At 71.7% G+C, this 16,734-nt stretch carries 13 protein-coding genes; 1 reads left to right on the forward strand and 12 read right to left on the reverse strand.

Annotated elements, in window-relative coordinates:
• Nucleotides 1–138: 138 nt before the first annotated feature.
• On the reverse strand, nucleotides 139–2,556 hold the full coding sequence (locus tag AB0I60_RS08340) for a hypothetical protein (RefSeq protein WP_360726881.1): 2,418 nt from the start codon (nucleotides 2,554–2,556) through the stop codon (nucleotides 139–141).
• 197 nt (nucleotides 2,557–2,753) lie between these two features.
• Between AB0I60_RS08340 and rarD the strand changes: the two genes are divergently transcribed.
• The gene (gene rarD, locus AB0I60_RS08345; protein WP_360726882.1) at nucleotides 2,754–3,680 is read left to right on the forward strand and encodes an EamA family transporter RarD; all 927 of its coding nucleotides are present in this window, start codon (nucleotides 2,754–2,756) and stop codon (nucleotides 3,678–3,680) included.
• Between the two features lie 9 nt (nucleotides 3,681–3,689).
• On the opposite strand, the gene AB0I60_RS08350 is transcribed toward rarD, so the two are convergent.
• The 11 genes from AB0I60_RS08350 to nuoF all read right to left on the reverse strand — a co-directional run bounded on the left by AB0I60_RS08350 (nucleotide 3,690) and on the right by nuoF (nucleotide 16,731).
• Nucleotides 3,690–4,643, reverse strand: a complete 954-nt coding sequence (locus tag AB0I60_RS08350) for a polyprenyl synthetase family protein (protein ID WP_360728472.1) — start codon at nucleotides 4,641–4,643, stop codon at nucleotides 3,690–3,692.
• Nucleotides 4,644–4,710: 67 nt separating this feature from the next.
• Nucleotides 4,711–6,279: an NADH-quinone oxidoreductase subunit NuoN gene (nuoN, locus tag AB0I60_RS08355; protein ID WP_360726884.1), complete on the reverse strand. Its 1,569-nt coding sequence runs from the start codon at nucleotides 6,277–6,279 to the stop codon at nucleotides 4,711–4,713.
• A 1-nt stretch (nucleotide 6,280) separates the two neighbouring features.
• A complete protein-coding gene (locus AB0I60_RS08360; protein ID WP_360726886.1) occupies nucleotides 6,281–7,846 on the reverse strand; it encodes an NADH-quinone oxidoreductase subunit M in 1,566 nt (521 codons plus the stop codon).
• Nucleotides 7,843–9,747, reverse strand: a complete 1,905-nt coding sequence (gene nuoL / locus AB0I60_RS08365; RefSeq protein ID WP_360728475.1) for an NADH-quinone oxidoreductase subunit L — start codon at nucleotides 9,745–9,747, stop codon at nucleotides 7,843–7,845. Before nuoL ends, AB0I60_RS08360 begins: the two co-directional genes overlap by 4 nt.
• Before the next feature lie 37 nt (nucleotides 9,748–9,784).
• Nucleotides 9,785–10,084 (reverse strand): NADH-quinone oxidoreductase subunit NuoK, encoded by a 300-nt coding sequence (nuoK, locus tag AB0I60_RS08370; protein WP_015105349.1) that lies wholly within the window; start codon nucleotides 10,082–10,084, stop codon nucleotides 9,785–9,787.
• Nucleotides 10,081–10,257 carry a hypothetical protein gene (locus tag AB0I60_RS08375; RefSeq protein ID WP_360726888.1) on the reverse strand — a complete coding sequence of 59 codons (177 nt, stop codon included), beginning with the start codon at nucleotides 10,255–10,257 and terminating at the stop codon, nucleotides 10,081–10,083. Before AB0I60_RS08375 ends, nuoK begins: the two co-directional genes overlap by 4 nt.
• Entirely contained in the window at nucleotides 10,254–11,087 is an 834-nt protein-coding gene (locus AB0I60_RS08380; RefSeq protein WP_360726890.1) for an NADH-quinone oxidoreductase subunit J, read from the reverse strand. The genes AB0I60_RS08375 and AB0I60_RS08380 overlap by 4 nt, the downstream gene beginning before the upstream one ends.
• Nucleotides 11,084–11,635, reverse strand: coding sequence for an NADH-quinone oxidoreductase subunit NuoI (gene nuoI, locus AB0I60_RS08385; RefSeq protein WP_360726892.1), 552 nt, complete (start codon nucleotides 11,633–11,635; stop codon nucleotides 11,084–11,086). The genes AB0I60_RS08380 and nuoI overlap by 4 nt, the downstream gene beginning before the upstream one ends.
• A complete protein-coding gene (gene nuoH / locus AB0I60_RS08390) occupies nucleotides 11,622–13,004 on the reverse strand; it encodes an NADH-quinone oxidoreductase subunit NuoH (RefSeq protein WP_360726894.1) in 1,383 nt (460 codons plus the stop codon). Before nuoH ends, nuoI begins: the two co-directional genes overlap by 14 nt.
• Nucleotides 13,001–15,454: an NADH-quinone oxidoreductase subunit G gene (locus tag AB0I60_RS08395; protein ID WP_360726896.1), complete on the reverse strand. Its 2,454-nt coding sequence runs from the start codon at nucleotides 15,452–15,454 to the stop codon at nucleotides 13,001–13,003. The genes nuoH and AB0I60_RS08395 overlap by 4 nt, the downstream gene beginning before the upstream one ends.
• Nucleotides 15,451–16,731, reverse strand: coding sequence for an NADH-quinone oxidoreductase subunit NuoF (nuoF, locus tag AB0I60_RS08400; protein ID WP_360726898.1), 1,281 nt, complete (start codon nucleotides 16,729–16,731; stop codon nucleotides 15,451–15,453). Before nuoF ends, AB0I60_RS08395 begins: the two co-directional genes overlap by 4 nt.
• Nucleotides 16,732–16,734: the final 3 nt, after the last annotated feature.

Consider the following 16,734-nt stretch of genomic DNA (forward strand, 5'->3'; position numbering starts at 1 on the left):
AAGGGCCCCTGTTCCGCCTCCCGGAACAGGGGCCCTTCGCGTTCCCTCCCCAGGGAGCTTCTGCGCGCCGTGAGGACTATCCCACGCGGCGCCTGTGGTGGGGGTGAAACGGGGCGGTCCCGCGAGGACCGCCCCGGCTCACGGCGCCGGGCGGAAGCCCGCCTTCTCGGCGTCGGAGGTCGTGCGGAACCAGACGTCGGCGCGAGTCTCGCGGAAGTTCGCCGACTCGCCGGTGTAGTAGCGGCGGCCGGTGAGGGTCGCCTTGACGTGGAAGTCCGGCGCGGGGGCCATGCCGTCGGACTTCGGCAGCACCGAACCCGGCCCGAACGGCGACCTCGGGTTGAAGCCCTCGGGCTGCTGGTAGCGGGTGGTGGCACCGGTCGCCGGGCGACCGCCGGTGCTGGGGCTGAAGCCGACCGGGCGCGGCCGGACCGGGCGCGGCGGGGGCGGGCTGATCGGCTGCGGGGACAGCGGCGCGGGCGGTGGCGTGCGCGGGCTGTTGGCCGGGCGGGTCGGGCGCTGCGGCAGGCCGCCGCTGCTCGACGCCAGCAGCTCCGGGGCCAGGGTCGGGACGAACGGCTGGTCGTTGCCGGGTGCCGGGGGACGCGGGGTGACCGGCGGGACCGGCGGCTCGTCGTCGATGTCCTCGGGGGTGAGCAGCGGCTCGAACAGCGAGCGGGGACGGCCGGGCTCGCGCGGCTCCTCCGCCTTGGCCGGCTTGGACCGGGAGGGCAGGGAACGCGCGCGCTCCGCCCGGGTCTGCCCCGCGCGGGAGGTCTCCGCGTGGGAGGTGTCGGCGGTGTGCGGGGTGTCGGTGTGCGCGGTGATGGCGGGGGTTTCCGGGCGGGCGTGCGCGGGGCCGGCGGGCTCGTCGCCCAGGTCCGGCGGCGTGAACATCGACACCGGAGCGGCGGGCGCTTCGCGCTCGGGCTCGGTGAACAGCGAGTTGGCCACCGGTCGCGGCTCCTCGACCGCTCGTTCCGCCGCCGGCTCCTCGGGAGCCGCGTGCTCCGGAGCCTCGTGCTCGGGCGTCGCTTGCTCGGGAATCGCGTGGTCGGGAGCGCGGTGCTCCGAGGGCTCCGGGATGACCGGTTCCGCGATCGCCGGGATGACGACCGGCGGCTCGGTGGTCGGCGCTGCGGTGGCCTGCTCGGGTGCGTACACGGGTTCGAACGGCTCGGGCTGCGAGTGCATCGGCTCGAACGGCTCGGGCTGGATGTGCACCGGCTCGGGGCGCGCGTGGGCGGGCTCGGTCAGCGGTGGTTCGGGATCGACGGTCAGGTCCGCGCCGAACGGCGAGATGTACTCGGTGCGCGGCGACAACCGCTCGGCCTCGCGGCGGTCCGGAGCGGGCTCCGTGAACGCGGGTCCGGTGGCAGCGGGCTCGGTGAACGCCGGTTCGGTGGCAGCGGGGCCGGAGGCTGCGGGCTCGGTGAAGGCGGGTTCGGTGAACGCCGGGCCGGCGGGCGGCGGGGTCTCGCGGATCACCGGGTACTCGCCGGTCAGGTCGTGGTCCGGCCACAGCTGCGCGTCGCGGGAGCGGGCGAGTTCGGCGTGGAAGTCGTCGGCACGGGCCTGTTCGGCCTGAGCGCGCTCGTCCGCCCTGGCGCGCTCCTCCTGGGAGCGGTCGTCGTCCTCGGGGCGGTCGTCCCGGGAGTGGTCGGGCTGGGAGCGGCCGGGCTGGAAGCGGTCGTCGGCGTGGGTGCGGTCGTCGGTGCGGCCGTCCACCTCGGCGATGGCCTGGGCGAGGGCGGTCGCCGGGATGAGGGCGGTGGCCTCGGCCGGGCGCTCCGGCTCGTCCTCCTCCTCGTGGGACGGGGAGTTGCCGGGCTCGTCGGCGTCCTCGCCGTACACCTCGGGCACGGCGGGCTCCTCGCGCCACACCTCGCGCGGCTGGAACGCCTCGACCTCGGGCGGCGCGGTCGGCTCGGTCGGCGGCGCGGCGGGTTCGGCCGGCGGCGCGGTGGGCGGCAGCAGCTGGGTCCGCTCGGCCGGCGATTCGGGCTCCCCCGCCTCCTGGCCCGCACCGAAAGAGTCGACGCCGGACAAGCCCCGTCCGACGACACCCGCGTCCACGTCGCCGTGGCCGGCACGGGTCCGACCGGCGTCGGGACGGTTCGGGTCGTCGTGGCCGGCGGCCTGGTCGTCCTCGGGGGTCAGGCGCTCGAACAGGCTGCGCGGGCGCTCGTCCTCCGGAACGTGCCGCTCCTCGAAGTCCGACAGCGGGCGGTGCTCGTCGTCCAGGTCGTCCGAGCGCTCGTCGCGCCGGTCGAGCTGGAGGCCGGCCACGTCGTAGCGCGGCGGCTCGTCGCCCAGCAGCGAATCGACCGGCGAGGTGGGGTCCCTCGGCCAGTCGTCGTACTCGTCCTGCGCGGGGGCGGCCACCGGGGCGACCGGGGTGGCGACCGGGGCGGGGCGCGGGGAGGTGAGCAGGCGCTCCTCCAGCTCCTCCAGCTCCTTCTTCGCCGGGCGGACCAGGACCAGCCAGGTCAGCGCGACGCCTGCCACGAACGACAGCAGGCTCCACAGCCAGACCTGTCCGAACAGCGAACCCACGGGAGACCCTCCCACTGCAACGTCCCTGTCACACCCCGACACGCTCCGCTTCCGGCCGTCACCCGGTAGTGGAGCGGCTGCAAAACTACCCTGACCAACCGGCAGAGCGCGCCCTGCCGCCCGGACGGTGACCACCAGTCGGACAACAGGCCACCTGGGCCGACTGACCAGGAGAAACAGCAGCGTAGAGTACCCCCGTGCCGCCGTTTACAAACTCCTCCGCCAGTTCGTCGGAAACCAACCAAACGAATCGCGGCGTCGCGTTCGGCATCGGCGCGTACTTCCTCTGGGGCATCGTGCCCGCCTATTGGCCGCTGCTCGCCCCGGCCGGCGCGGTGGAGATCCTGGCGCACCGGATCGCCTGGTCCCTGGTGGTGATGGTGCTGCTCACCGCCGTCCTGGGCCGCTGGGCCGGGCTGCGCACGCTGTCGGCGAAGGGCTGGCTGATGGTGGCCGCCGCGTCGGTGCTCATCGCGGTCAACTGGGGCGTCTACATCTACTCGGTGAACACCGGGCACGTGGTGGAGGCCGCCCTCGGCTACTTCATCAACCCGCTGGTCAGCGTCGTGCTCGGGGTCGTGGTGCTGCGGGAGCGGCTGCGCCGCGCGCAGCTCGCCGCCATCGCCGTGGCGCTGGTCGCGGTCGTCGTGCTGGCCGTGGACTACGGCAGGCTGCCGTGGATCTCCCTGGTCCTGGCCTGCTCGTTCGGCCTCTACGGCCTGCTGAAGAAGACCGTGCCGCTGGACGCCACGGCCAGCCTGACCGCCGAGAGCGTCGTGCTCGCCCCGATAGCGGTCGGCTACCTGCTCTGGCTGGGCCCCGCCGGCACGTTCCACGACCACGGCGTCGGCCACGCACTGGTCCTCGTGTCGTCCGGCGTGGTCACGGCCGTCCCGCTGATGCTGTTCGGCGCGGGCGCGCGGCGCGTCCCGCTGATCACCATGGGGATGCTCCAGTACCTCGCGCCGATCCTCCAGTTCGCGTGGGGCGTGTTCGTCATGCACGAGCCGATGCCGCCGTCGCGGTGGTTCGGGTTCGCCCTGGTGTGGGTGGCGCTGGTCGTCTTCACGCTCGACGCGCTGCGCACCCGGCGCAAGCCCCGGCTGCTCGCTCCGGTCGAGTAGCGGACCCGGTCAGCGGGAGCGCGTGACGACGTACTCGCTGACCGATTCGAGCGCCTCGCGCGCCGCGCCGGCGGGCAGGTCGACCAGCGTGGCGCGGGCCCGCGCCGCGTAGTCGTCCAGCGTCCGCCGGGCCCGGTCCAGGCCGGTCGAGGAGCGCAGCAGGGTCAGCGCCTCGGACACCTCGGCGTCGTCGGTCAGCGGCCGGGCGAGCAGGCCCGCCAGCCGCGAGTCGGGCTCGTCCTCCAGCGCGTAGAGCATCGGCAACGTCTTCACGCCCTCGCGCAGGTCCGTGCCGGGGGTCTTGCCCGACTCGGACGACGGGCTGGCGATGTCGATGACGTCGTCGGAGATCTGGAACGCCGCGCCGATGATGTCGCCGTAGGTCTGCAACGCCTCGACCTGGGCGGGCGTGATGTCGGAGAACATCGCGCCGAACCGGGCGGCGGTGGCGATCAGCGACCCGGTCTTCTCGGCGATCGTGGTCAGGTAGTGCGAGACCGGGTCCTCGCCCTGGCGCGGGCCCATCGTCTCCCGCATCTGGCCGGTGACCAGCTCGGAGAAGGTCTCGGCGATGATCCGCGCGGCCCGCGTGCCCAGGTCCGCGACCAGCGCGGAGGCGTGCGCGAACAGGTAGTCGCCGGTCAGGATGGCGATGCTGTTGTCCCACTTCGCGTTGGCCGACTCCGCGCCCCGGCGCATGGTGGCCTCGTCCATCACGTCGTCGTGGTACAGCGTGGCCAGGTGCGTCAGCTCGACCACGGCGGCGGCCTTGATGACGCTGTCCCGGTTCCAGGCGGACCCCAACTGCGCGGACAGGATGGTGAACAGCGGCCGGATCCTCTTGCCGCCGGCGTCCACCAGGTGCAGGGAGGTCTCCATCACCGGGTGGAACTCGCTCCGCACGACTTTGTGCAGCAGCTCCTCCACCTCGGCCAGCCCGGCCTGCACCACCTCCGCGAGCACGGGGTCCGTGAACCGGAACCCCGTCCCCGCCTGCTCGCTACTGGTCACTCCTGAAGCCTACGTACCACTAGAAGGCGAACCCGCCGGCACCCGCCCAATCGAGGGCGAAAGCCGGCCACAGGCCCAGCACCAGCGTGATCGCCGCGCCCATGGTGATGGCCACGGTGGTGAACGCGCCGGGCACGCTGACCGTGGGGCCGTCCGGCGCGGGCTCGCTGAAGTACATCAGCACGATGACCCGCAGGTAGAAGAACGCCGCCACCGCCGAGGCGATCAGGGCGATCACCACCAGGGGTGCCATGCCGCTCTTGATCGCCGCCGTGAACACCACGAACTTGCCGATGAACCCGCTGGTCAGCGGGATGCCCGCGAGCGCGAGCAGCAGGAACGTGAACACGGCGGCGGTGATCGGCGAGCGCTTGGCCAGGCCCGCCCACTGGGACAGGTGGGTGGCTTCGCCGTCCGCGTTGCGGACCAGCGACACCACGCCGAACGCGGCGATGGTGGTGAAGCCGTAGGCCATCAGGTAGAACATCGTGCCCGACAGGCCCTCGCTGGTCAGCGTGATGGAACCGACCAGCAGGAAACCCGCGTGCGCCACCGACGAGTAGGCGATCATCCGCTTCACGTCGGTCTGGGTGAGGCCGAGCACCGCGCCGATGACCATGGACGCGATCGCCACGCCCCACAGCACGCCGTTCCACTCCCAGCTGCTGTTCTCGAACGCCACGAACAGCACCCGCAGGATGCCGCCGAACGCGGCGACCTTCGTGCAGGCGGCCATGAACGCGGTGACCGGGGTCGGCGCACCCTGGTAGACGTCCGGGGTCCACGCGTGGAACGGGCCGACCGACGCCTTGAACAGCAGGCCGACCACGAGCAGGCCGAAGCCCGCGTAGAGCAGCGTGTCGGAGCGGTCGGTGCCGGCGGTCGCGGTGGCGATGTCGGCGAGCTTGACCGAGCCCGCGTAGCCGTAGAGCAGGGCCACGCCGTAGAGGAAGAACGCCGACGCGAACGCGCCGAGCAGGAAGTACTTGACGGCCGCCTCCTGCGAGAGCAGGCGACGGCGGCGGGCCAGGCCGCACATCAGGTACAGCGGCAGCGACAGCACTTCCAGCGCGATGAACATGGTCAGCAGGTCGTTGGACGCGACGAAGACCATCATGCCGCCGAGCGCGAACAGCGTGAGCGGGAACACCTCGGTCTGCATCCCGAACCGGCCCGCCTGGGCGCGGTCCTGGACCGTGCCGGGGCGGATGGCCGCGTCGGCGACGAACGCGCCGCCCGGCTCGACCGAGCGGTCCGCGATGAGCAGCACCGCGCCGAAGCCGAGCAGCAGCAGCGTGCCCCACAGGAAGATCACCGGCTGGTCCACCGCGATCGCGCCCGCGAGGGTGACCACGCCCTGCGCGGGCGTCTCCTCGGCGCTGCCGTACACCGCCAGCGCGACGCCCGACGCGACGAGCGTGAGCAGGGTCAGCACGACCTGGCTCGACCACCGCTGGGTCTTGGGCAGGAACGCCTCGACCAGCACGCTCAAGCACGCCGCGCCGAGCACGATCAGGATCGGCGCGACCGCGAGGTAGTCGATCTCGGGCGCCTGGAGCCGCTGGGTCTGAGCGAGGAACGTCTCCACGTCACTTGCCTTCCTGCGTGACCGGGTCCGCGACCCCGACCTCGCTGAGCGTCGCCCCGACGGACGGGGTGATCACGTCCAACACCGGTTTCGGGTAGAACCCGAGCACCAGGATCAGCGCGACCAGCGGCGCGAGCACCGCCAGTTCCCGCTTGCCCAGGTCCCGCACCGGGGCGCGCTCCGGGTCGACCGTCGCACCGGGCCCGCCGGTCGCGCCGATCAGCGCCGTGCCGCGCACCGGGCCCTGGAACACCCGCTGGTAGAGCCAGAGGATGTAGAGCGCGGCCAGCACCATGCCCAGCGCGGCCAGGATCGTGTAGACCGGCTGGTTGGGGTAGGAGCCGACCAGCACCAGGAACTCGCTGACGAACGAGTTGGTGCCGGGCAGCGCCAGCGACGACAGGCCGGCCACGAAGAACAGGCCGCCGAGCACCGGCGTCAGCTTCGCCATGCCGCCGTAGTCCTCGATCAGGCGCGACCCGCCCCGGGCCATCACCATGCCGACGACCAGGAACAGCATTCCGGTCGAGATGCCGTGGTTGACCATGTAGAGCACCGCGCCCGCGCCCGCCTGCGAGCTGAACGCGAAGATGCCCAGCGCGATGAACCCGAAGTGGGCGATCGAGGTGTAGGCGACGAACCGCTTGAGGTCGGACTGGCCGACCGCGAGCAGCGAGCCGTACAGGATGCCCGCCACCGCCAGCACCAGCACCACCGGCGCGAGCTCCTGGCTGGCCAGCGGGAACATCGGCAGGCAGTAGCGCAGGAAGCCGAACGTGCCGATCTTGTCCAGGATGCCGACCAGCAGCACGCCCGCGCCGACCGGCGCCTCGGCGCCGGCGTCGGGCAGCCAGGTGTGCAGCGGCACCAGCGGGGCCTTGATGGCGAACGCGACGAAGAACCCGAGGAACAGCCAGATCTGGTGGGACAGCGGCAGCTCGCGGGTGACCGTGACCAGCGTCGCCCAGTCGAACGTGCCGGAGCCCAGCCGGTCGGCGGCGGCCACGTACACGCCGATCACCGACGCCAGCATGACCAGGCCGCCGAGCAGCGAGTAGAGGAAGAACTTCATCGCCGCGTACTGCCGGTTCGGACCGCCGAAGCGGCCGATCAGGAAGTACATCGGGACGAGCACGGCCTCGAAGAACACGTAGAACAGGAACACGTCGGTGGCGGCGAACACGCCGACCATGCCGGTCTCCATGACCAGCAGCAGCGCGAAGAACCCGCCGGCGCTGCGGCCCTCGGGCAGCTTGTCCGCCCACGAGCCGCCGATGACGACCGGCACCAGGAAGGCGATCAGCGCGATCATCACCAGCGCGATGCCGTCCACGCCGAACGACAGGTGCACGCCGAACGACGGGATCCAGTCGGCCGAGCTGGTCAGCTGGAGCCGCTCGGTCGACGAGGTGTCGTAGCCGACCCAGGCGACCACCGCGACCGCCAGCTCGACCAGCGACACGGCCAGGGCGACCGCCTTGGCCAGCCGGTCGTTGCCCCGCAGGAAGGCCACCACCACGCCGCCCACCAGGGGCAGCAGGAGCAGCGCGATCAGCGTCCAGCTCACGAGAACCTCACCATCAGCAGCGCACCCAGGACGAAGATCGCACCCAGGAGCATGGAGAGCGCGTAGGAGCGCACGAAGCCCGTCTGCAGCCTGCGCAGCCGGCCCGAGCTACCGCCGAGCAGCGCGGCCGACCCGTTGACCAGGCCGTCCACGCCCTTGTTGTCCACGAAGACCAGCGCGCGGGTGAGCCAGGTGCCCGGCCGCGCGAACAGCGCCTCGTTGAGCGCGTTGCCGTACAGGTCGGCGCGCGCCGCGCGGACCGGGAACGACACCCGCTCGGGCCGGGCCACCGGCTGCGGCTTGCGGCCGAACAGCAGCCACGCCACCAGCACGCCCAGCGCGGACAGGCCGAGCACCAGGAAGTTGACCACGGTGTGGTCCAGCACGCCGTGCTGCTCCCGCAGCTCGCCCAGCGACGGGGCGAGCCAGCCGGCCAGGTTGTCGCCGGAGGCGAAGAACGCGCCCGCGCCGACCGAGCCGACCGCCAGCACGACCATCGGCACGGTCATCGACAGCGGCGACTCGTGCGGGTGGTACTCGCGGCCGTCCGAGGACTTGAGGTCGGTCCAGCGGGCCTTGCCGAGGAAGACCAGCAGCAGCAGGCGGGTCATGTAGAACGCGGTGAGGCCCGCGCCCAGCGCCGCCGCGCCGCCGAACACCCAGCCGCGCCAGCCCTGCTCGCTGAACGCCGCGGCGATGATCGCGTCCTTGGAGAAGTAGCCGGACAGGAACGGGAAGCCGATCAGCGCGAGGTAGCCCAGCGTCCAGGTGACGAAGGTGACCGGCATCTTGCGCCACAGGCCGCCCATCCGGCGGATGTCGCCCTCGTCGTTCATGCCGTGCATCACCGAGCCCGCGCCGAGGAACAGCCCGGCCTTGAAGAAGCCGTGCGTGAGCAGGTGCATGATGCCCAGCGCGTACCCGACCGGGCCGAGGCCCACGGCCAGGATCATGTAGCCGATCTGGGAGACCGTCGAGTACGCCAGGACCTTCTTGAAGTCGTCGTAGGCGCAGCCGATGATGCAGCCGATGATCAGCGTGAACGTGCCGATGCACATCACGACCAGCCGGCCGTCGGCCGACAGGTCGTAGATCGGGTTGGACCGGGCGATCAGGTAGACGCCGGCGGTGACCATGGTCGCCGCGTGGATCAGCGCGGACACCGGGGTGGGGCCCGCCATGGCGTCCGGGAGCCACGCTTGGAGCGGGAACTGGCCGGACTTGCCGCACGCGCCGAGCAGGAGCAGCAGGGTCACCGCGGTGACCTCGGCCGCCGACAGCTCGCCGACCCGGGCGAACACCTCGGTGTACTGGGTGGTGCCCAGCTCCTTGAACAGGATGAAGATGGCGATCGCCAGACCCAGGTCGCCGACCCGGTTCATCAGGAACGCCTTCTTGGCCGCCGACGCGGCCTCGGGCTTGTGCTGGTACCAGCCGATCAGCAGGTAGGAGGCCAGGCCGACGCCCTCCCAGCCGAAGTACAGGGTCACGAAACCGTTGCCCAGCACCAGCAGGAGCATCGCGGCCACGAACAGGTTCAGGTAGGCGAAGAACTTCCGCCGCCCGGCCTCGTGGGCCATGTAGCCGATCGAGTAGAGGTGGATCAGCGCGCCGACACCGGTGATCAGCAGGACGAACGTCAGCGACAGCGGGTCGAGCCGCAGGGCGAACTCGACGGTGAGCGCGTTGACCGACACCCAGTCGAACAGGTGCAGCTCGCTGGTCCGCTCCCCGGTCCGCCCGACCGTGTCGAGGAACAGCGCCACGCCGTAGCCGAACGCGGCGACGACCGTCGCCGTGCCCAGCAGGTGGCCCCACTTGTCGGTGCGCTTGCCACCGATCAGCAGCACCGCCGCGCCGAACGCGGGCAACGCCAACAACAACCAGGCGAGACCGCCGATCCCGCTGGCGGCAACAGGTTCCGTCACCGGTGACCTCTCAGTACTTCAGCAGGTTGGAATCGTCGACCGAGGCCGAGCGACGCGTCTTGAAGATCGCCATGATGATCGTCAGGCCCACCACGACCTCGGCGGCGGCGACGACCATCACGAAGAACGCCATGACCTGGCCGTCGAGCGCTCCGTTGATCCGGGCGAACGTGACCAGGCTCAGGTTCACCGCGTTGAGCATCAGCTCCACGCACATGAACACGACGATGGCGTTGCGCCGCACCAGCACGCCCACCGCGCCGAGGCTGAACAGCAGGGCGGACAGCAGCAGGTAGTAGGTGGGGGTCACGACTGCACTCCCTCGATCGCGCGGGCGTTCGCCGGCCCGGTGCTGAGCCGACCGAGCCGCACCGCCGGGCGGGCGGGCACCCGCTCGGCGAACCGCGCGGCGGCGACCGCCGAGCGCGCGGTGAGCCGGAGGAACCCGGTGGGCCGGGTGGTCCCGGTGAGCCGAGCGGTCACGGCTGGTCCCCCTTGAGGGCGCGCGCGTCGGCCTGGTGCCCGGTCCCGGAGACCTCGGCGACGTCGCCGTCGAGGGTCTCCTTGGCGGTGGTCTCGATCAGCTCGGACAGCGACTCGGAGGCGACCGAGCCGTCGGGCAGCAGCGCGGGCGTGGCCACCGAGTTGGCGGTGGCGAACACGCCCGGACCGGGCAGCGAGCCGGGCCGGTCGCCCCGGAAGCGCTCCTCGACCAGCTCGCGCTGGGTCTTCTTGCGCTCCTTGCCCGCGTTCTGGGTGAACGCCAGCACCATCGCGCCGACGGCGGCGGTGATCAGCAGCGCCGAGGTGAGCTCGAACGGGAACAGGTAGTCGGTGAACAGCGCCTCGCCGATGTTGGCGACGTTGCCGCCGTTCTGGGTGTTCTGCTGGGCCAGGCCCACCGGCTGCACGTCGGTGAGCGCCCGCGCCAGCGAGCCGACCACGAGGCCGGCGAAGCCGACGCCGAGCACGCTCGCCGCGAGCCGCTGCCCGCGCAGCACCTCCACCACCGAGTCCGAGCTGTCCCGGCCGACCAGCATCAGCACGAACAGGAACAGCATCATGATCGCGCCGGTGTAGACGATGATCTGCACGAAGCCCAGGAACGGGGCCTGCTGCACCATGTACAGCACGCCGAGGCTGAGCATGGTCAGCACCAGCCACAGCGCCGAGTGCACGGCGTTGCGGGCGAACAGCATCCCCAGCGCGCCGGCCAGGGCCAGGGGGCCGAGGACCCAGAACGACACGGCCTCGCCCGTGGTCACGACGTCGACCACGCGCGCGGCGTCCTCGGGCTGGAGCAACAGCATCATCGCCCGGCCTCCCGCGCCTGCTGCTCCTGGGCCTGCTGCTGCTGGGCCAGCCGCGGCCCGTCCACGTAGTAGTCCTGCTCGTTCTCGCCCAGCCGCATCGGGTGCGGCGGCTGCTCCATGCCGGGCAGCAGCGGCGCGAGCAGGTCCTCCTTGGTGAAGATCAGCTTCTGCCGGTCGTCGTCGGCGAGTTCGTACTCGTTGGTCATGGTCAGCGACCGGGTCGGGCACGCCTCGATGCACAGGCCGCAGCCGATGCAGCGCAGGTAGTTGATCTGGTAGTCGGCACCGAACCGCTCACCGGGCGAGAAGCGCTGCTCCTCGGTGTTGTCGCCGCCCTCGACGAAGATCGCGTCCGCCGGGCAGGCCCACGCGCACAGCTCGCAGCCGACGCACTTCTCCAGCCCGTCCGGGTGCCGGTTGAGCTGGTGCCGCCCGTGGAACCGGGGCGCGGTGACCTTCTTGACCTCGGGGTACTCCTCGGTGACGACCTTCTTGAACATCGTCCCGAAGGTGACCCCGAAACCCTTGACGGGATCAAGCATCCCCATCGCCGGCCTCCTTAGCTGACACACTCGCTGGCGCGGGCGCGGTTGTCCGGTCCCCGCCGGGGGGCAGGGGTGGTGCGCCGCCGTCGGACGACGGCAGCTTCGCCACCGGCACCTGCCGGCGCGGGGGCGACTTGGGCACTTGCAGGTCCAGCGGCGGCACCGGGAAGCCGCCGCCGGTGACCGGCACGGCGTTCGGGTCGCGCTGCTCGCGCTGGTCCGGCAGCAGGAACGCGACCAGCACGATCACCGCCAGGACCACGCCGAAGACGGCGAGCAGCACGCCGGTGCTCAACCGGTCGGCCTCGCGCTCCAGGTTGAAGTAGCGGGTGAACGCGACCGCGACGAACCAGAACAGGGCGATCGGGACCAGGAACTTCCAGCCCAGCCGCATGAACTGGTCGTAGCGCAGGCGGGGCAGCGTGCCGCGCAGCCAGATGAACAGGAACAGGAAGCCCAGCGTCTTGACCACGAACCAGATCAGGCCGAGCCAGCCGTTGGAGTTGAGCACGTGGTCGGGCCCGACGAACGGGAACTGCCAGCCGCCCAGGAACAGGGTCGTGGCCAGCGCCGACACCGTCACCATGTTCACGTACTCGGCGAGGAAGAACAGCGCGAACTTGAGCGAGCTGTACTCGGTGTGGAAGCCGCCGACCAGCTCCGACTCGGCCTCGGGGAGGTCGAACGGCGCGCGGTTGGTCTCGCCGACCATGGAGATGACGTAGATGACGAAGCTGACCGGCAGCAGGATCGCGTTCCACGCGGGCAGCGCGCCCCACGCGATCGTGCCGGACTGGCTGCCGACGATGTCGGCCGTGGACAGCGAGTGCGAGCTCATCACGACGGCGACGATCGACAGGCCCATGGCGATCTCGTAGGAGATCACCTGGGCGGCCGAGCGCAGCGCGCCGAGCAGCGGGTACGGCGAGCCGGAGGCCCAGCCGGACAGCACGATGCCGTAGACGCCCAGCGACGAGCAGGCGAGCACGACGAGCACGCCCACCGGCAGGTCGACGAGCTGGAGGGCGGTCTCCTCGCCGAAGATCGAGACCTTGCCGCCCAGCGGGATCACCGAGAACGCGACGAACGCCGGGATGCAGGAGATCACCGGGGCCAGGAAGAACACCCACTTGTCCGCCAGGACGGGGCGGATGTCCTCCTTGAACGCCAGCTTCAGGCCGTCGGCGAGGGACTGCAGCCAGCCGCCGGGGCCGACCCGGTTGGGACCGGGCCGCTGCTGCATCCGGGCGACGACCTTGCGCTCCCAGTTGATCATGAACAGGGTCATCACGACCAGGAACGCGAAGATCCCGACGACCTTGATGAGGACCAGCCAGACGGGGTCGTCGGCCAGCAGCTGTCCCGCGTTCATGCCTTGCCTCCCTGCGCGGTGGCGACGGCCACCACGGATCCGTGGCCGGCCGCCAGGTTGCGCCGCACGGTGACCGCGCCGGAGTTGCCGGGCAGCCACACCACGCCGTCGGGCAGGTCGGCCGCCTCGACGGGCAGCGACACCTCGCCCCGGTCGGTCGCCACCGTGATCACGCCGCCCAGCTCGACGCCCAGGTTCCGCGCGGTGGCCTCGGACAGCTTCGCCGCCACCGGCCGGGCGGTGCCCGCCAGGTACGGTTCGCCGTCCTGCCCGGAGCCGTTGTCCAGCAGCCGCCGCCAGGTCGCCAGCACGGCCTGGCCGGCCTTCGGCTGGGGCAGCAGCGGCGCGGGCACGGTCGGCGCGGCGGCCGACGCGGTGCCCCGGCCCAGGCGGTCGAAGTCCGCAGCGGCGGCGGCCGGGGTCTGGGTGAACAGGTCGGCGTCCATCTCCACGGCCAGCGTGTCCAGCACGCGGCCGTCCGACAGCGCGCCGGTGCCCTCCAGGGTCAGCGGGAACGGGCGCAGCCGGCCCTCCCAGTTCAGGAAGCTGCCCGACTTCTCCACCGCCGGGGCGACCGGGAGCACCACGTCGGCGTGCGCGGTGACCGCGCTGTGCCGCAGCTCCAGGCTGACCACGAAACCGACCGCGTCCAGGGCGCGTTCGGCCAGCGCCGGGTCCGGCAGGTCGAACGGGTCGACCCCGCCCACGACCAGCGCGTCCAGCCCGCCGCTCGCGGCCTCGACCAGGATGCCGGTGGTGTCGCGGCCGGCCGTGCCGGGCAGCGCGCCCGCGTCCAGGCCCCAGGACCGCTCGACCTCGGCGCGCGCGGCGGCGTCGGACACCAGCCGGCCGCCGGGCAGCAGCGTGGGCAGCAGGCCCGCTTCCAGCGCGCCCCGCTCCCCCGCCCGGCGCGGGATCCAGGCGACCTTCGCCCCGGTCCTCGCGGCCAGCGCGGCCACCGCCGAGAACAGGCCCGGCACCTCGGCGGCGCGCTCGCCGACCAGGATGACCGAACCCGGCCTGGCCAGCTCCTCGACCACGTCCGAGGCGTGCTCGGGCAGCGCGTTCAACGCCGCCGGCTCGCCGCCGGGCACGCACGCGAGCAGCGTGCCGTAGGTCTTCTCCACGGCGGGCGAGGTGAACTGGCCCAGGTGGAACACCTTGGTCTTCTTCGCGCGGGCCGCCTTGCGCAGCCGCAGGAAGACGATCGGGGCCTCCTCCTCGGGCTCGAAGGCCACCAGCAGCGCGGCCGGCGCGGCTTCGATGCCCCGGAACGTCACGCCGTCCTCCGGCGTGGTGCCCAGCACCGCGGAGGTGAGGAACTCCAGCTCCTCCGCCGAGTGCGGGCGGGCCCGGAAGTCGACGTCGTTGGTGCGCAGCGCGATCCGGGCGAACTTCGAGTACGCGTAGGCGTCCTCGACGGTCAGCCGGCCGCCGGCCAGCACCGCCGCGCCCCGGCCGTCCCGGGCCTTGGCCAGCCCGGCCGCCGCGACCTGCAACGCCTCGGTCCACGACGACTCGCGCAGCTCACCGGACTCCCGGTCGCGCACCAGCGGCCGGGTGACCCGGTCGTCGGCGGTCGCGTAGCGGAAGGCGAACCGGCCCTTGTCGCAGATCCACTCCTCGTTGACCTCGGGGTCGTCGCCGGCGAGCTTGCGCTGCACCTTGCCGCGCCGCCAGTCGGTGCGCTCCGCGCAGCCCGACGAGCAGTGCTCGCACACGCTCGGCGTGGACACCAGGTCGAACGGCCGCGCCCGGAACCGGTAGGCGGCCGAGGTGAGCGCGCCCACCGGGCAGATCTGGATGGTGTTGCCGGAGAAGTAGGACTGGAACGGCTTCTCCTCCGCGACACCGATCTGCTGCTGCGAGCCGCGCTCCAGCAGCTCGATGAACGGGTCGCCCGCGATCTGCGCCGAGAACCGGGTGCAGCGCTGGCACAGCACGCACCGCTCGCGGTCCAGCAGCACCTGGGTGCTGATCGCCACCGGCTTCGGGAACGTCCTCTTGTGCTCGTGGAAGCGGGAGTCCGCGCGGCCGTGCTTGAGCGCCTGGTTCTGCAACGGGCACTCGCCGCCCTTGTCGCAGATCGGGCAGTCCAGCGGGTGGTTGATGAGCAGCAGCTCCATCACGCCCTGCTGCGCCTTGTCGGCGACCGGCGAGGTGAGCTGGGTCTTGACCACCATGCCGTCGGCGACCGTCATCGTGCAGGACGCCTGCGGCTTCGGCATCGGCCGGCCGCCCATCTCCACCTCGACCAGGCACTGCCGGCACGCGCCCGCCGGGTCCAGCAGCGGGTGGTCGCAGAACCTCGGCACGACGATGCCGAGGCGCTCGGCGGTGCGGATCAGCAGCTCGCCCTTGGGCGCGACGACCTCCAGGCCGTCGATGACCAGCTTGACGTGCCCCTCGGGCACCACCAGCTCGGTCGACTTGTCAGGCGCGATCGTCATGCGCTTGCTCCCGCCAGGACCTTCGAGTTCACGTCGCACAGGGCGAGGAACTCGTCCTTGAAGTACTTGATGCCGCTGGTGATCGGGCTGACCGCGCCGTCACCGAGGGCGCAGAACGAGCGGCCCAGGATGTTGTCGCAGATGTCCAGCAGCGTCTCGATGTCACCGGCGGTGCCCTCGTTGCGGTTCATCCGCTGGAGGATCTGCACCAGCCAGTACGTGCCCTCCCGGCACGGCGTGCACTTCCCGCACGACTCGTGCTTGTAGAACTCGGTCCACTTCATGACCGCCCACGGGACGGACACCGTCTCGTTGAAGATCTGCAGCGCCGTGGTGCCCAGCATCGAGCCCGCCTCGGCCGCGCCCTCGAAGTCCAGCGGCACGTCGAGGTGCTCGGCGGTGAACAGCGGGGTGGACGAGCCGCCCGGCGTCCAGAACTTCAGCGGGACGCCGTCCTTCATGCCGCCCGCCAGGTCCAGCAGCTCGCGCAGCGTGACACCCATCGGGGCCTCGTACTGGCCGGGCCGCTCGACGTGGCCGGACAGCGAGTAGATCTTCGGGCCCGGCGACCGCTCGCGGCCCATGGTGCGGAACCAGTCCGCGCCGCCGTTGACGATGTAGGGCACCGACGCGATGGTCTCGACGTTGTTCACCACGGTGGGCGAGGCGTAGAGGCCGGCGGTCGCCGGGAAGGGCGGCTTGAGCCGCGGCTGGCCGCGCTTGCCCTCCAGCGAGTCCAGCAGGGCGGTCTCCTCGCCGCAGATGTACGCGCCCGCGCCCGCGTGCACGACGACGTCGAGGTCGAACCCGGAGCCGAGGATGTCCTTGCCCAGGTAGCCCGCCTGGTACGCCTCCCGCACGGCCGCGTTCAGCCGGCGGATGCAGTGCAGCACCTCGCCGCGCACGTAGATCGCGGCGAAGTTCGCCCGGATCGCGTACGAGGTGATGATGATGCCCTCGATCAGCGAGTGCGGGTCCGCCATCATCAGCGGGATGTCCTTGCAGGTGCCCGGCTCGCCCTCGTCGGCGTTGATCACCAGGTAGTGCGGCTTGCCGTCGCCCTGCGGGATGAAGCCCCACTTCAGGCCGGTCGGGAAGCCCGCGCCGCCGCGACCGCGCAGCCCGGAGTCCTTGCACTGCTGGATGAGCTGGTCCGGGTGGGCGGTCAGCGCCTTGCGCAGCGCCGTGTACCCCTCCAGCTGCTCGTAGGTCTTCAGCGTCCACGAGCGCGGCGACAGCCAGCGCTTGGTGAGGACGGGAGTCAGGTTGTCGACCATCGG

The organism is Actinosynnema sp. NPDC050436, from assembly GCF_040655415.1.
GTDB lineage: Bacteria > Actinomycetota > Actinomycetes > Mycobacteriales > Pseudonocardiaceae > Actinosynnema.

Excerpts from the sequence above, each read along its gene's own strand:
- AB0I60_RS08380 (WP_360726890.1), bottom strand. The coding sequence starts at position 11,087 with ATGATGCTGTTGCTCCAGCCCGAGGACGCCGCGCGCGTGGTCGACGTC.
- nuoI (WP_360726892.1), bottom strand. The coding sequence starts at position 11,635 with ATGGGGATGCTTGATCCCGTCAAGGGTTTCGGGGTCACCTTCGGGACG.
- nuoH (WP_360726894.1), bottom strand. The coding sequence starts at position 13,004 with ATGAACGCGGGACAGCTGCTGGCCGACGACCCCGTCTGGCTGGTCCTC.
- AB0I60_RS08395 (WP_360726896.1), bottom strand. The coding sequence starts at position 15,454 with ATGACGATCGCGCCTGACAAGTCGACCGAGCTGGTGGTGCCCGAGGGG.
- nuoF (WP_360726898.1), bottom strand. The coding sequence starts at position 16,731 with ATGGTCGACAACCTGACTCCCGTCCTCACCAAGCGCTGGCTGTCGCCG.